Annotated in this window: 8 protein-coding genes, 3 tRNA genes and 3 rRNA genes; 4 read left to right on the top strand and 10 right to left on the bottom strand. The window is 56.2% G+C overall.

What is annotated here, in order from left to right; translation table 11 throughout:
• Both HY36_RS15955 and HY36_RS18915 read left to right on the top strand, forming a co-directional pair.
• Window positions 1–296: DUF736 domain-containing protein (locus HY36_RS15955; protein ID WP_035554837.1), on the top strand; the 296-nt coding region annotated here is incomplete at its 5' end.
• 195 nt (window positions 297–491) lie between these two features.
• Entirely contained in the window at window positions 492–2,078 is a 1,587-nt protein-coding gene (locus HY36_RS18915) for a recombinase family protein (RefSeq protein WP_339683436.1), read from the top strand.
• On the opposite strand, the gene HY36_RS15945 is transcribed toward HY36_RS18915, so the two are convergent.
• The 8 genes from HY36_RS15945 to HY36_RS15905 all read right to left on the bottom strand — a co-directional run bounded on the left by HY36_RS15945 (window position 2,035) and on the right by HY36_RS15905 (window position 10,108).
• Window positions 2,035–2,111 (bottom strand) — tRNA-Met (locus tag HY36_RS15945). The two genes, HY36_RS18915 and HY36_RS15945, sit on opposite strands and share 44 nt — an antisense overlap.
• A gap of 161 nt (window positions 2,112–2,272) precedes the next feature.
• Window positions 2,273–2,387 (bottom strand): 5S ribosomal RNA (rrf, locus tag HY36_RS15940).
• Between the two features lie 90 nt (window positions 2,388–2,477).
• Window positions 2,478–5,249 (bottom strand): 23S ribosomal RNA (locus HY36_RS15935).
• 285 nt (window positions 5,250–5,534) lie between these two features.
• Window positions 5,535–5,610: transfer RNA gene (locus tag HY36_RS15930), tRNA-Ala, on the bottom strand.
• 58 nt (window positions 5,611–5,668) lie between these two features.
• Window positions 5,669–5,745: transfer RNA gene (locus HY36_RS15925), tRNA-Ile, on the bottom strand.
• 226 nt (window positions 5,746–5,971) lie between these two features.
• Window positions 5,972–7,426, bottom strand: a 16S ribosomal RNA gene (locus tag HY36_RS15920).
• The 16S, 23S and 5S rRNA genes sit together here with 3 tRNA genes alongside, the layout of an rRNA operon.
• A gap of 1,456 nt (window positions 7,427–8,882) precedes the next feature.
• Complete coding sequence (locus tag HY36_RS15910) at window positions 8,883–9,317, bottom strand: CBS domain-containing protein (protein WP_035554831.1); 435 nt, start codon at window positions 9,315–9,317, stop codon at window positions 8,883–8,885.
• A gap of 80 nt (window positions 9,318–9,397) precedes the next feature.
• Entirely contained in the window at window positions 9,398–10,108 is a 711-nt protein-coding gene (locus tag HY36_RS15905) for a rhomboid family intramembrane serine protease (protein WP_035554829.1), read from the bottom strand.
• Window positions 10,109–10,247: 139 nt separating this feature from the next.
• Here HY36_RS15905 and HY36_RS18585 point away from each other — a divergent pair, with 139 nt between their 5' ends.
• Window positions 10,248–10,628 carry a DUF4345 family protein gene (locus HY36_RS18585; protein ID WP_035554827.1) on the top strand — a complete coding sequence of 127 codons (381 nt, stop codon included), beginning with the start codon at window positions 10,248–10,250 and terminating at the stop codon, window positions 10,626–10,628.
• A 51-nt stretch (window positions 10,629–10,679) separates the two neighbouring features.
• Here HY36_RS18585 and HY36_RS15895 read toward each other — a convergent pair whose 3' ends face one another.
• Window positions 10,680–13,223: a TonB-dependent receptor gene (locus tag HY36_RS15895; protein WP_241764238.1), complete on the bottom strand. Its 2,544-nt coding sequence runs from the start codon at window positions 13,221–13,223 to the stop codon at window positions 10,680–10,682.
• Window positions 13,224–13,708: 485 nt separating this feature from the next.
• Between HY36_RS15895 and HY36_RS15890 the strand changes: the two genes are divergently transcribed.
• Window positions 13,709–14,263 carry a PAS domain-containing protein gene (locus HY36_RS15890; protein WP_162176016.1) on the top strand — a complete coding sequence of 185 codons (555 nt, stop codon included), beginning with the start codon at window positions 13,709–13,711 and terminating at the stop codon, window positions 14,261–14,263.
• A gap of 16 nt (window positions 14,264–14,279) precedes the next feature.
• Here the strand turns inward: HY36_RS15890 and HY36_RS15885 are convergent, their stop codons facing one another.
• Entirely contained in the window at window positions 14,280–15,917 is a 1,638-nt protein-coding gene (locus HY36_RS15885) for a choline dehydrogenase (RefSeq protein ID WP_035554956.1), read from the bottom strand.
• Between the last annotated feature and the right edge of the window lie 80 nt (window positions 15,918–15,997).

Raw genomic sequence — 15,997 nt, 5'->3', positions numbered from 1 at the left:
CCTTCAGCCAGAAGGATGGCAAATGGACCGGGACGATCCGGACCATGACAATCAATGTGAAAGCCCAGATGGTCCCGGTGACCGAGAAAGCCGAAGGCGGCCCGGACTACCGGATCTTCGCCGGAGGCGCAGAACTCGGCGCCGCCTGGCGCGAGGAAAGCAAGGATGGCGAAACTCCATACCTGGCCGTCAAGCTGGATGATCCGGGGTTCGAGAAGCCACTGAGAGCTGCCTTTTTCGAGAAGGAAGAAGATGGCAGCGGCGTGCTGGTCTGGAACCGTCAGAAGCTGAACTAGATCAGCTTCTGCCTATCGGACCGTGAACCGCAAATACCCCAAACTCGTGTCTCGCGGTCGCCTTCCAAAGGCGATCGCGAAGCCAACTGAACCTCCCGAGGACGAATTTTCTGGGGAAATAGCCCCATCTTGGGCGATTGATCTCGCCGAAGCGCTTGCGCGATATCATGCGAGGTTGGCATATCGGAAAGGGTCATGACCCTAAAAGCCGCCATCTACGCCCGCTACTCGTCGGACCTTCAGTCTATTCGTTCAATCGAAGACCAGATTGCTCTTTGCCGACAACACCTAGAACAGAAATCCTGGACCGAAACCGTCGTCTATTCAGACCGCGCGATCTCGGGCGGCGCAATGGTTACGCGCCCCGGTATACAGGAACTGATTAGGGGCGCCGCGAACGGTCACTTCAATGTCGTTGTATCAGAGGCGCTCGACCGCATTTCCCGCGACCAAGCCGACACAGCCACAATCTACAAGATCCTCGCCTTTCACGGCGTGTCGATCGTCACGCTTTCCGAAGGAGAAGTCGACTCGATGCATGTCGGCTTCAAGGGCGTGATGAATGAGATGTTCCTGCGCGATCTGGCGAAGAAGACGCGCCGCGGTCAGACTGGTGTTGTGAATTCAGGTAGATCGGCCGGAGGACATTGCTACGGTTACGACATCCTACCGGGTGAACAGAATGGCATCCTGACCATCAACGACGAAGAAGCTGAGACCATCAGACGGATCATGCGTCTGTTCGTTGAAGGAAAATCTCCGCGAAGCATCGCGGCCATGTTGAATCAGGAAGGTGTCGCAGCACCGCGCGGTTCAGATTGGCGCGCCTCAACGATCAATGGACAGGTGCATGCCGGCAACGGCATCCTGAACAACGAACTCTATATCGGTCGCCGCATCTGGAACCGCAGGCATAAGGTCACGGATCCCTTCTCCGGCAAGAAGCGTATGCGGGCAAACCCCGAAAGCGAATGGGTCATCAATGAGGTGCCGGACCTTCGGATTATTGATAATGAACTCTGGCAGGCTGTGAAGCTTCGCCAACAAAGGCACTCCCGCAAACGTGGTGGAGCGAAGCGGCCAACACGGCTCCTGTCGGGGCTTCTGGAATGTACTGTGTGCGGCGGTCCAATGTCGATTGTCTCTCAGAACAGGTACGGTTGCTCGACAAGGCGCGAGAAGGGTACCTGCTCGAACAATCGAACCATTGCGGCCAAAGAACTGGAAGAACGCGTCCTTGCAGGACTGAACAACGCTCTGCTTCATCCGGACGCGCAGAAGGCGGCCGCACGCGAGTTTCACGCAGAACTCGTTCGTCAACAAAAGGCGACTGGGAGCGAGCGGTTTCAGCTTGAGAAGGCTATCGCTGAAGCCGGCAGGCGTATCGACCGGATTGTCGATGCGATTGCTGAAGGAGTCGCGACCACTGCCCTCAAGCAAAAGCTGGTCGCCCTGGAAGCAGAAAAAGTCGAAAACGAGGGCAAACTTGCGGCAATGGGCAGCGAGCCCGTTGTGAGCGTTCATCCGAACGCGGGCGAGCTCTATGCCGAGCTTATCGGCTCACTTGTGGAAGTGGTTTCGGACCCGTCTCCGGATGCTGACGAGGTCCGATCCGTCTTGAGGAAGACCATCCAACGGATTTGCCTTGAGCCGCGCAAAAATGAGAGCGGCTATAACCTTGTTATAAAAGGCGATTTGGCCGCCCTGATTTCTCAGGACGGCCAAACTACTCTTATGATGGGTGCGGGAGTAGGATTTGAACCTACGACCTTCAGGTTATGAGCCTGACGAGCTACCGGACTGCTCCATCCCGCGTCAGCATTGTCTACATTTAAGAGGCTAACCCCTGAAATGCAAATCCGGCCGCGAGGGCCGGACAAATCCGCCAGGAAAATCCGGGCGGCAGGCCGCAAACGCGACCAAAATCGTCGTAATGGAAAGATGTGTCTGCAAGTTTGTATGACTGGGCTCTGCGGACCCGGCAGCGACCTACTCTCCCACGCCTTAAGACGTAGTACCATTGGCGCAAGGGGGCTTAACGACCGAGTTCGAGATGGGATCGGGTGGGGACCCCCTGCCATAGCCACCGGGTCGGCGGAAACCAGTCAGGGAATTATACCAACATGTTCTTTATCGAGACTGTGTAGAAGCAAATACGCTTTCAACTACACATGAATTTCAACAATCAAGCCTATCGAGCAATTAGTACCGGTTAGCTCCACGCCTCGCAGCGCTTCCACACCCGGCCTATCGACGTGCTGGTCTTGCACGGCTCTCAGGGATACCTGGTTTTGAGGTTAGTTTCCCGCTTAGATGCTTTCAGCGGTTATCTAGTCCACACATAGCTACCCTGCAATGCGGCTGGCGCCACAACAGGTCCACCAGAGGTGTGTTCATCCCGGTCCTCTCGTACTAGGGACAAATCCTCTCAAGTATCCAACACCCACGGCAGATAGGGACCAAACTGTCTCGCGACGTTCTGAACCCAGCTCACGTACCACTTTAATCGGCGAACAGCCGAACCCTTGGGACCTGCTCCAGCCCCAGGATGTGATGAGCCGACATCGAGGTGCCAAACGATGCCGTCGATATGGACTCTTGGGCATCATCAGCCTGTTATCCCCGGAGTACCTTTTATCCGTTGAGCGATGGCCCTTCCACTCGGGACCACCGGATCACTATGACCGACTTTCGTCTCTGTTCGATCTGTCGATCTCACAGTCAGGCAGGCTTATGCCATTGCACTCAACGACCGATGTCCGACCGGTCTGAGCCTACCATCGCGCGCCTCCGTTACTCTTTAGGAGGCGACCGCCCCAGTCAAACTACCCGCCACACAGGGTCCCGGCCCCATCCAGGGGCGCGGTTAGACATCAAAGAAATTAAGGGTGGTATTTCAAGGTTGGCTCCACAGCATCTGGCGACACTGCTTCAAAGCCTCCCACCTATCCTACACATAAGTTCTTTAATGCCACTGTGAAGCTGTAGTAAAGGTTCACGGGGTCTTTCCGTCTGACCGCGGGTACCCCGCATCTTCACGGGGAATTCAATTTCGCTGAGTCTATGTTGGAGACAGTGGGGAAGTCGTTACGCCATTCGTGCAGGTCGGAACTTACCCGACAAGGAATTTCGCTACCTTAGGACCGTTATAGTTACGGCCGCCGTTCACCGGGGCTTCAATTCAAGGCTTGCACCTCTCCTTTTAACCTTCCGGCACCGGGCAGGCGTCAGACCCTATACGTCGCCTTACGGCTTCGCAGAGCCCTGTGTTTTTGATAAACAGTCGCAACCCCCAGTTTTGTGCCCCTCAGCACTGGTTGCCCAATGTGAGGCCTCCTTCTCCCGAAGTTACGGAGGTAATTTGCCGAGTTCCTTCAACATAGTTCTCTCAAGCGCCTTGGTATGCTCTACCTGACCACCTGTGTCGGTTTCGGGTACGGTCTTAATGGGAGGCTATTTCCAGGAACTTCCAGGCTGCATTCCCAATCCAATAAGGGAATACAACTTTCGAAATCCGTCACTCATCCCTTGGCCCACGAATATTAACGTGGTTCCCATCGACTACGCCTTTCGGCCTTGCCTTAGGGGCCGGCTAACCCTGCGCAGATTAGCTTTACGCAGGAACCCTTGGTCTTTCGGCGACAGGGTCTCTCACCCTGTTTGTCGCTACTCATGTCAGCATTCTCACTTCCGATACCTCCAGCAAACCTCACGGTTCACCTTCACAGGCTTACGGAACGCTCCGCTACCACTCTTTCGAGTCCGCAATTTCGGCGAATAACTTTAGTCCCGATACATTTTCCGCGCAGAGGCGCTTGATCAGTGAGCTGTTACGCTTTCTTTAAAGGATGGCTGCTTCTAAGCCAACCTCCTGATTGTCTCAGCACCTCCACATCGTTTCGCACTTAGCTATTACTTGGGGGCCTTAATTGGCGGTCTGGGTTGTTTCCCTTTTCACGACGGACGTTAGCACCCGCCGTGTGTCTGCCACGCATAACTTCTGGGTATTCGGAGTTTGAGAAGGTTTGGTAATCCGGTGAGGACCCCTAGCCCATTCAGTGCTCTACCCCCCAGAGTCTAATCGTGACGCTCTACCTAAATAGATTTCGCGGAGAACCAGCTATCAGCAGATTTGATTGGCCTTTCACCCCTAGACACAGGTCATCCGAGAACTTTTCAACGTTCAACGGTTCGGCCCTCCAGTGCGTGTTACCGCACCTTCAGCCTGCCCATATCTAGATCATCTGCCTTCGGGTCTAATGCTACGTACTCAGTCGCCCTATTCAGACTCGCTTTCGCTGTGCCTACACCTAACGGCTTAAGCTTGCACGCAACACTAAGTCGCTGACCCATTATACAAAAGGTACGATGTCACTCCGAAGAGCTCCATCAGCTTGTAGGCATCCGGTTTCAGGATCTGTTTCACTCCCCTCATCGGGGTTCTTTTCATCATTCCCTCACGGTACTTGTTCACTATCGGTCGGTAAGGAGTACTTAGGCTTGGAGGGTGGTCCCCCCATGTTCAGACAGGATTTCACGTGTCCCGCCCTACTCTAAAAGGTCTTCATGTTACGGATACGGGGCTATCACCCACTATGGCGTACCTTCCCAGATACTTCTCCTTATTTCAGACCAGGCCTGGTCCGCGTTCGCTCGCCACTACTAACGGAGTCTCAATTGATGTCCTTTCCTCCGGGTACTTAGATGTTTCAATTCCCCGGGTTCGCTTTTTAACCCTATGTATTCAGGTTAAAATACCTCACTATTGAAATGTTAGACACGTCGAGCGCCGAAGCGCTCGAATTATCCAACATCTCGGAGGTGGGTTTCCCCATTCAGAAATCACCGGATCAAAGGGTGCTCTCGCCTCCCCGGTGCTTATCGCAGAGTGCCACGTCTTTCATCGCCTCTTACCGCCAAGACATCCCCCGGATGCCCTTTTGACGCTTGATCGTTATTTGAAATCCATGTGCAGTGGAAAACGCATTTGCGCTCCACACACCTGAATCTCGATCAGACATGTTGGTTTCTTGCAGACTGACCCTTTGGCGTGAGCTTTTGATGTCATACTCCTATGACACTCACGTTTATCGGCTGAAGCTGGAATACCAAGAGCACAAGGCTCTGAGCGGCAAACCAGCCGGATCAATCTTTCCCTTACGATAACAAATATCCTGGAACCAAATGGCCCCAGAAACGGACTAAACTTCTTTCGTTCGTAACCCTCGCAAGAAGCGATGGTGGAGCCAGACGGAATCGAACCGACGACCTCCTGAATGCAAATCAGGCGCTCTCCCAACTGAGCTATGGCCCCGTATAGTCTGGCGTCCCGCCAGGTCGCATGCCCTGCCCTGCGTTGCCGCAGGCTTCGATGGTGGGCCGAGGAAGAGTTGAACTTCCGACCTCACGCTTATCAGGCGTGCGCTCTAACCACCTGAGCTACCGGCCCATGACCTCTCAGGGCCAGGCCCATCGCGGTCAAAGTCGAAGACAGGCGATAAAGCGCCCGCGGGGCTCGCTTAGTATCCAGACCTACCAATAGCAAGCCTGAACAACGAACGAAGGAAGAGAAACGGAGACGGCGCGACAGCCGCATAGTTTTTTGTCCATCAAAGTGGACTGTCTATAGAGCCACAGAGCTTCGCGTGAGCAAAGCAATCCGTGAGCATCCTTAGAAAGGAGGTGATCCAGCCGCAGGTTCCCCTACGGCTACCTTGTTACGACTTCATCCCAGTCACTGATCCTACCGTGGCCGCCTGCCTCCGAAGTTAGCACAGCGTCTTCGGGTAGAACCAATTCCCATGATGTGACGGGCGGTGTGTACAAGGCCCGGGAACGTATTCACCGTGGCATGCTGATCCACGATTACTAGCGATTCCACCTTCATGCCGTCGAGTTGCAGACGACAATCCGAACTGAGACAGTTTTTGGGGATTAACCCATTGTCACTGCCATTGTAGCACGTGTGTAGCCCTACCCGTAAGGGCCATGAGGACTTGACGTCATCCCCACCTTCCTCCGGCTTACCACCGGCAGTTTCCTTAGAGTGCCCACCCAAACGTGATGGCAACTAAGGATGAGGGTTGCGCTCGTTGCGGGACTTAACCCAACATCTCACGACACGAGCTGACGACAGCCATGCAGCACCTGTCACCGATCCAGCCTAACTGAAGGAATCCATCTCTGGAAACCGCGATCGGGATGTCAAGGGTAGGTAAGGTTCTGCGCGTTGCTTCGAATTAAACCACATGCTCCACCGCTTGTGCGGGCCCCCGTCAATTTCTTTGAGTTTTAATCTTGCGACCGTACTCCCCAGGCGGAGAGCTTAATGCGTTAGCTGCGTCACCGACAGGCATGCCTGCCAACAACTAGCTCTCATCGTTTACGGTGTGGACTACCAGGGTATCTAATCCTGTTTGCTCCCCACACTTTCGCACCTCAGCGTCAGTACCAGTCCAGTTAGCCGCCTTCGCCACTGGTGTTCCACCGAATATCTACGAATTTCACCTCTACACTCGGTATTCCGCTAACCTCTCCTGGTCTCTAGACTTCCAGTTTCAAATGCAGTTCCGAGGTTGAGCCCCGGGATTTCACATCTGACTTAAAAGTCCGCCTACGTGCGCTTTACGCCCAGTAATTCCGAACAACGCTAGCCCCCTTCGTATTACCGCGGCTGCTGGCACGAAGTTAGCCGGGGCTTCTTTACCAGGTACTGTCATTATCATCCCTGGCGAAAGAATTTTACAACCCTAAGGCCTTCATCATTCACGCGGCATGGCTGCATCAGGCTTTCGCCCATTGTGCAAGATTCCCCACTGCTGCCTCCCGTAGGAGTCTGGGCCGTGTCTCAGTCCCAGTGTGGCTGATCATCCTCTCAGACCAGCTATAGATCGTCGCCTTGGTAGGCCATTACCCTACCAACTAGCTAATCTAACGCGGGCCGATCTTTCACCGATAAATCTTTCCCCCGGAGGGCGTATACGGTATTACCACTCGTTTCCAAGAGCTATTCCGTAGTGAAAGGTACGTTCCCACGCGTTACTCACCCGTCTGCCACTATGTCGTTCGACTTGCATGTGTTAAGCCTGCCGCCAGCGTTCGTTCTGAGCCAGAATCAAACTCTCAAGTTGAGTGTTGATCTGACGAAAACCATCCATTGGAATATGGACGGCTACTCAAGCTGTTAAGCATTTAAGTATTGCGTTCTTTTGACGAGAAACCCTTAGTCACAAAGACCAGTATGACCTGGTCGATGGAAAAAGAATTTTCTCTCAAGAAACGCATCCGTCGTGATCGTTTGGAAAGGCCGAAGCCTTATCCGCAAGCTATCACGCCGCCTGCGTTTCTCTTCCTAATCTCTTACGATGTCAAACAGCTGGAACCGAAGCTCCGAAGGTCTCCGTCAGAAGCCCGTGGGCCCGTCCGGAAGTGGCGGCTTATATGGGCCGCCGATCATCCCGTCAACACTCTTTTTTGCGCCTTCTGCAGTTAGATGTTTGACCATCCGGACTGCCTGAATTTTAGCGCAAATGAACCGCCTGCCGAAATGATCCGGCCCGCAAATTCGAGCGTTTCGAGGAACCGCATATATAGCCCCTGTTCGACGAAAAGTTCAAGAACTTTTTCACCAACCAGGTGAGCTTTTCAGCGGACCCGCTTCAGAAGCCCGAAGGCATCTTCTGCGGAAGTGGCGGCTTATATGGACCGCCGTTCTTTCCGTCAACTCTCTTTTGCGCCCCTTCTGCAGTCAGGTGTCAGCCACCGTTTCCGCTTCAATTTTGGCGCAAATGAACCTGCCTGCCGAAAAGTATTCGGCCCGCATATTCGAGCGTTTCAGGAAACCGACACCTTGTTTTGCTCGCGGAAGAATTAGACTTCCGAACCGATCAAAACCCGCTGCCGGGACGCCTCTGAAATCCGAAGATCTCGTCAGCGAAGTGGCGGCTTATATGGACCGCCGTTCTTCCCGTCAACACTCTTTTCCGCCTCTTCTGCAGTCAGGTGTCAGACACCATTTCCGCTTCAATATTGGCGCAAATGAACTCGTTGGCCGAAGCATATTCGGCCCGCAAATTCGAGCGTTTCAGGAAACCGGCACCATTGTCTGTCCACGGAAAATCAAGTCTTCCAATCTGGCCAAACCCCGTTGCCGGGCCGCCTCTGAAATCCGAAGACCTCGTCAGCGAGTGGCGGCTTATATGGACCGCCGTTCTTCCCGTCAACACCCTATTTTGCGTCGCCTGCAGTAGAATGTTTAACCATCCAAACTGCCCTGTTTACGACGCAAAAGATCCCGTTGGCCGAAGCATGTCCGGCTCGCAGATCCGAGCGATTTCAGGGAACCGACACCGGGTCCTGCCTGGGGAAGAATTGAAAACTTCCGTAGCCAGTCAGGCGCTCCGTCACCGGGCCCCGCGTCCGAAACCCGAAGGCCTCGTCAGCGGAGGTGGCGATGTACTCCCGCCCCCCGTATCCAGCAACCCCCTAATGCAGGATTTCATCACAAAACTGCAGCGAAACTTCAGACGCAACTCAGCCAGTCTGGAGCGTGAATTGAAACAGCCCAATGAATACGGGGGCTTTCGCCTAGTATTGCGCTGAAAGGTAAGACTTCATCGCTTCTGCTTCTGCTTCAGTTTCCGCGATCTTCCACTTCACCAAATCTCCAATCGAGATCACACCGGCCAGCTTCCCGCCGGTCAAAACAGGCAAGTGACGAATCCTGCGATCCGTCATCAGCTGAAGCGCATCGTCTATTTTGGAGCTGGATTCCACCGTGATTACGTCGCGTGTCATCGCGTCGCCGACATTCAAGTTCAGTGCGCTAGCGCCCTGCCGGGCCACATGGCGGACAATATCCCGCTCTGAAAGTACCCCGACAATGCTGCCATCATCATCCAGCGCGACGACCGCGCCGATTCTCTTGGCATCCAGCGTTTGCGCTGCAGCCGCCAATGTCTCTCCGGCACTCACCGAAATGATGGCGAATCCCTTGTCTTTCAGAATTTGGTCTATGGTCATCCACGTCCTCCCTGGCGTTTGGGCCCCTTTTTGGGTGCCTCGTATGGTAGGAGCCTACCATATTTCCCTGGAAGACGCGATCAGGTGCCGAATCGTGCGCGTCCTGCATGGCGCACCATGAAGCGAAACAGCACTGCGCCCGCTACATAGCCGCCAATATGGGCCTGCCAGGCGATTGCGGACCCGAACAATGACGGCCCGAGGAATGCCAGAACGATGTTACCCACAAGGAATACGGCGCTGGCCGAAAGGAATCGGCGCTCCAGAAGCTGCGCGGGCAGGCCGTTCTGGATCATCAAAGCCGCAGCAATCAGCCCTGAAACACCACCAGACGCGCCAATGGCCGGCGGACCAGAGGGGTAGTGAGTCGCAAGATGCGCGAGAGAGCCACCCACGACCGCAGCCACAAATAGGCCCAGAAACGCCAGATTTACACTGAGTTGAGAGCGCCAGAGCCGCGCAAAGACCGAATAGACCGGCTTCCCGACGGCGATCAGCATGATCGTATTCATCAGGACGTGTGACCAGCTGCCATGAACAAGCGCCGTTCCGGCCAAAGGAATCAGTGCCTCCAACGCATTATTATAGGGCGCGTAGCCTCCAGGGACCTGTTGTCCGGCGATCCATCCCCAGAATCGATCGGGAAACACCCCGCCGAGATCCACAAAGAACAGGTCGAGCGAGGATCCTGCGAGGATCCGCAGGCCGTGAAGCGCGATGATTCCCAAGGCCAACGCCGTAACGAATGGCGGGGCATTGATAATGGGGGGCGCACGCCGCGATTGGCGCATAAGCGATCTCCTGTCCGGTTTGCTTCACATCAGATGGGGCGTGACGGGCAAAATCCACCCCGTAAGGACAGAAATACGTCGCCGAACTTCGCGCAGGCCCGCCCTTTCCGATCATTGCGTTTGCTCTAGCTCTCCTCGCATGATGATTCGTATCTACCTTTTTCTCATGGCGGCCAGCTTTCTGGCGTTCGGAATATGGTCCCTGCTTGATCCAACAGGAATGGCGGCAAGCCTTGGCGTTACGATTGGTGGCGAGAATGGCGTGTATGAAGCGCGCGGCATCTATGGCGGGGTCAGCCTCGGTGCGGGTCTGCTGGCGCTCTCCGGCCTGATTCGCCCGCGCATGGTGCGGCCAGCGCTTTGGTTCATCACGACATATATGGGCGGCTACATGTTCGCCCGCATCGCCGGGCTGATTGCCGGGGACGTGCCCTCTTCCCGATTCCTGACCTTTGTCGGCTTCGAGATGGGCTGTCTGGTCATCGCAATCGTGTTGTTGACCGCCTACCGGCCCAAATAAAAAGCCCCGCCATGATGGGCGGGGCTTTCGAGTTCGTGATTCGAGTGAACCCTAGAACGTCTTGCGGACTGTCAGGCCGTAAGTTGCCGGCTGGTTCGGATAGCCGGAGATGGAGCCATCCTGGGCCACAGCCGGGAACGCCACGGTGATATACTCGTCGTTGAAGATGTTCCGGCCCCAAAGCGTGAAGCTCAAGCCCGATTCTGTGGTCAGGCCAGCCGATGCGTTGAACGTGCTGACTTTCTTCTGATCATTGATCAGTGCCTGGTTGGCTGGCTCGTCGAAATAATCCGACTCACTTTCGTACTGCCAGTCACCGCGGATGAAGGCGTCATAGTTCTTCACATTGAATGTGTATGTCGCCGCGGTCGATGTGGAGACTTCCGGAATGCCGTAAGGCTTCTGACCGGAAATGTCGCCGCTCGCCGATTCCTCGAAGCTGTCATAGACCGGATCAAGGAACGTGCCGGCAAAGCTGAGCAGCAGATTGTCGGTGGCATTCCACTGCGCATCCAGTTCCAGGCCTTGCGTGGATTGCTCACCCGCATTGGCGAGCGCAAAGCCCGTTCCCGTGAAGACGTTGGACTGGAACCCTTCGATCGTCTGGTCGAAGATGGCGACGTTAAACGCAAAGTCCGAATACGCACCTTTCACGCCCAGCTCGAACACTTTCGATTCTTCCGGTCCGGCAAAGCGCGTGCCGGTGGTCAGGTTCGGAAGCAACAGGCCGCCTTGCGCAAGCAGCGCGTAGTCGGCTGGAGTTGGACGGCTGTCACGCGACAGGTTCCAGGAGGACGCCTTGAAGCCGGTTGCATAAGATCCGTACACGTTGACGGAATCCGTCACGTCATAGGCAAGGCGGAAGGTGACTGACGTATCCTCATCATCCGTCGAGCCGCTTTCCACGGCGTTCGGGAAGTTCAGGAATGGCGGCAGGAATTGCAGCTGTTGCAATGCGCCGGGCGCACCTGCGGCCGTTGCCTGAATGGTTGCAAACTCTGTCGGGAACGCCGTTGCAAAGGCGGCGACAGCGGCCGGATCGGTCGGGTTCACACCAGCCTGCAGCAACAGACCGCCTGCCGTTGCCTGCGTGATGAACGGCGCAGCCGTATTCAGGTCCACTGCCGCAAACGTGTCCGTGGAAACCGCGTTCGAGAAGGCATTCTTGTTTACCTGCGTGTAGTTCAGGCCAAAGGTCGCTGTCAGGCGGTCGGTGACTTCATAGTCGATCGTACCGAATAGGGAAGCAGACGTATCGTCCTGCCCATAGAATTCGGTGAAGCCCTGGCCTGGCTGGAAGAAGGTGCCGGTCGGCACGCCGAACACCACAGGCTCAAGCGATGACAGAAGGCCAGACGACAGAATGTCGATATAGCCACGAATGTCGCTGCCATAGAGAAGCTGGTTTTCGATATCGACGGTTTCATCGAAGTAGAAGCCACCAATCATCCAGCTCAGCGGGCCACTGCCGTTTGAGGTCAGGCGGACTTCCTGTGTGAAGGTTTCGATTTCGACATCGTCAGACTTGCGCCCGAGCAGGTCTGCGCTGGTGAAGTCAGAATCCTGGTTCGTGCTGAGGTCAGACGTCCGGTAGGACGTGATGCTGGTGACGGTGAATGCGCCAGCATCATAGTCGCCCTGCAGGGAGATACCGCTATTCTTGATGAGGTTCTCGGACCCGAAATTGTAGGCCACTTCATAGGAGAACGGGTCTTCGGCAACGAGATTTCCGCCCAGCGCCAGGATGGCCGCGCCGGTCGGGCCGTTGACGACGTTCGCGGCAGCACAGCAGATTTCGTCGATCTCATCATAGTCTGCGATCACACGGAAGGAGAGGTCGTCGCTTGGCTCCCAAAGCAGGTCACCGCGAATGCCCCAGCGATTGCGCTCGTTCGTGTCCGGGCCATCGCCCAGATCTTCGACATAGCCATCGCGCGTGTTGAAATTGCCGCCAAGGCTGAAGGCAACCGTGTCAGACAAAGGACCGGTTACGAATGCGCCAGCGCGGTAGCCATTATAGTTGCTGACCGTGCCTTCGACATTGCCGCCCCATTCGAATTGCGGCTTCTGCGTCACGATGGAGATGACACCTGCGGAGGCGTTCTTGCCGAACAGGGTCGATTGCGGCCCGCGCAGAACTTCGACGTGCTGCAGGTTTGGCAAATCGGAAATCTGGGAGGTCGAGCGCGAGCGGTAAACGCCATCGACGAACACACCCACCGAAGGCTCGATGCCGGCATTGTTCGCGCCGTTGCCGAAGCCGCGGATGATGAAGTTGGTGTTGGAGGAGGATTGCTGTTGGCTAACGCGAAGCGAAGGCACGACGGATTGCAGATCTCCCAAATCGACAATCTCGGCCTTCTCGATCACGCTCTCATCAACAACGGACACCGCCACCGGCACATCCTGCAGCGTCTGTTCGCGCTTGGTGGCCGTGATGGTGACAGTCTGGAGGGTCCGGCTCTCTTCTTCTTCCGGCGCGTCTTGTGCGATGGCAGGCATGGAGAGAGCGGCGAACGCGGCAAAGCCCGCGCTGAGGGTGAGCGCCGATTTGAACTTCGGTGCACCCGATACAACAAATTTTCTGGATTTCACGTGTTGGTCCCTTTGAGCAAATTTCTGTTTTTGGTTTGGGAGGAATTTTTTTCAGCTGCGCTGTACTACCTAGGACTAAACAAACAGGTAGGCATGGCAAGGCATCACCATGAGTTAAGAGTGGAGTTTTGCCGAGACTGTGGTGTTGCAGCCGCATAACGCTGCTTTTGACGAAGAAATGAGCACGATCTTGCGCGCTCGGTCATGCAATCCATCCAGACATTGCACAGGCGAATCAAATCAACTCCCCTCAACGCTCCAATTTCGTGTCTCATCCTGTTCCGAGTCGAGACTCACCTGTCCCACAATTGAGCGAATGGCCGTGTACGGGCACTTCGAAAACTTCCTGACCGGGGAAATTCCCCGATTTCATCCCCTGTAATTCCCCAGCCGGGGGAATTGCTAACTGGAATATATATTGCGGTTTACGACTCCGACGCTGGCCCGGCTGGGCCCACAAACTATCAATGGAGCCCACGCCCATCATGCAAGACCGGTCTATACATCCGAACACCCGCATCATGCTGGAAGCCTGGAAACGCATGCGCGTTGATCCGGTTGCCAATGAAGACCGGACGCCCCGCGCGAACGACCATCCGGACCTGATCGCCAACATCTTCATGATCGAGGCAACCGATGATGGCGCCTGGATCTTCCGGACGGCCGGTGACGGCGTGTCTGACCTGCTTGGACGCTCCCTGCCCAATCACGACTTCCTCAATCTCTGGACCGGCCCGGACCGCGCAATGATTGGCGGCTTCCTGGAGGCTGTCCGCACCGATGGCGCCCCGGGTGTCATCCGAGGTCGCGGCGAAACCCTGACAGGCCAGCGTGTCGAGGTGGAGATCACGACGATGCCCCTGGAGCAGGCTGGCATGCCGAATTCAGCAACCCGTTTCCTCGGCCTCTACCAGACGCTGGGCGGCGTGCCGAAACTCAAAGGGCGTCCGATCTGGCGTCACCGCGTGGCGATGCTGGTACCGCCAGACTCCCAACCTGCCGAGCCAACGCTGAAGCTGGTCGCCAACAATTACCACTAGCGCAGGCGCGGCCTGATCAGGCCGCAACCGTCTCCGGCGCCTCCGCTTCCAGCGGCGGCTTGCCGAGGATCATGTCTGCCGCTTTCTCGGCGATCATGATGGTTGGCGCGTTCGTATTGCCGCCGATCAGGGTCGGGATCACGGACGCATCGACGACCCGCAAACCGTCTACACCACGCACACGCAACTCCCCATCAACCGGGCTGTCCTCATTCGCTCCCATCGCGACCGTCCCGATGGGATGATAAATCGTTTCGCCACACCGTCGGATAAAGGCGTCGATCTCTTCGTCTGTCTTCACGCTCTCGCCCGGCATCATCTCGGCGCCGGTGAAGGGCTGCAGCGCATTCTGACCGCAGATATCGCGGATCATCTTCACCGACTCCCGCATCGCGCGGCGGTCCTCCTCGGCTTCCAGATAATTGGGATCGATGGCCGGATGGGCGAACGGGTCTGCGGAAGCGAGGCAAACCGTGCCCCGGCTTTCCGGCCGCAGCTGGCAGGAATGGACCGTGTAGCCATCCTTGTTGGCCTGGTGCTTGGCGTGATCCATCATGATGGCATTCACGAAGTGGAGCTGCAGGTCGGGCATCTCCAACCCTTCGCGGGACTTCAGGAACGCGCCGGCCTGAAGGTGGTTGTCGGCACCAGCACCGGTCTGGTTCACGAGATACTGGATGCCCACGCCCAGCTTCTTGATGCCTTTCTGCATGGAGTAAGCGGAAATCGGCTGGGTCATCTCGTGGATGACGGTGACGTCCAGATGGTCCTGCAGGTTTTGGCCAACATTCGGGGACTTCACCTTGGTCTGGATATCGAACCGGCCGAGATGGTCAGGATTCCCGATGCCGGACAGCTGCAGTAATTGCGGCGATTGCACCGCGCCCGCGCAGACGATGACCTCACCCGAGGCGTGGATCTCCTGCGTGAGACGGCCCTTGCCTTCAACGACTTCCACCCCCGTGGCGCGGCCATTCTCGATCAGCACGCGCGTCACCATACCAGTGGAGATCACGGTGAGATTGTCCCGCACGCCGACGATGGGACGCAGATAGCCATAGGACGCGCTCCAGCGTTCGCCCTTGTGGATCGTGCGCTGATAGCGGCCGAAGCCTTCCTGATCGGCGCCGTTGAAATCCTTCGTGCTCTTGTAGCCAGCTTGCTCACCTGCCTGAAGGAAGGCGCGATAAACCGGAGAAGAGAGCGGGCTTTCCGACACTTTCAGCGGGCCGGTGCCGCCGTGGAAGTCGTTGTCGCCGCCTTCATAGCCTTCTGATTTCTTGAAATAGGGCAGCACGTCCGCAAAGCTCCAGCCGCGCAGGCCCATCTGCGCCCACTGGTCATAGTCGCGCGCGTGGCCGCGAATGTAGACCATGCCATTGATGGAAGAGGAGCCGCCCCAGCCCTTTCCGCGTGGCCACCAGAGCTTGCGACCATTCATATGCTTCTGCGGCTCGGTCCAGAAGCCCCAGTTGAAATCCCCCTCAGCCTTGATCAGGTTTCCAACTCCGGCGGGCATCCGCACCATGAGGTTGTTATCTTTCTTGCCGGCCTCGATCAGGCAGACCTTGATACGCGGATCTTCGCTCAACCTGTTGGCAAGTGTACAGCCAGCGCTTCCTGCGCCCACGATAATATAGTCGTATGTCTCCAGCACCGGAGGACCTCCCAATAAACCTTATGGTGAAGGATTGGCGTGAATCCTTCTGTTTTCCGCAACAGTTTGTGAACGAA

It is taken from the genome of Hyphomonas atlantica corrig., assembly GCF_000682715.1.
In the GTDB taxonomy this organism is placed as follows: domain Bacteria; phylum Pseudomonadota; class Alphaproteobacteria; order Caulobacterales; family Hyphomonadaceae; genus Hyphomonas; species Hyphomonas atlantica.
Note: the sequence above shows the minus strand (reverse complement) of the source record. Positions and strands in the feature narration are given on the sequence as shown.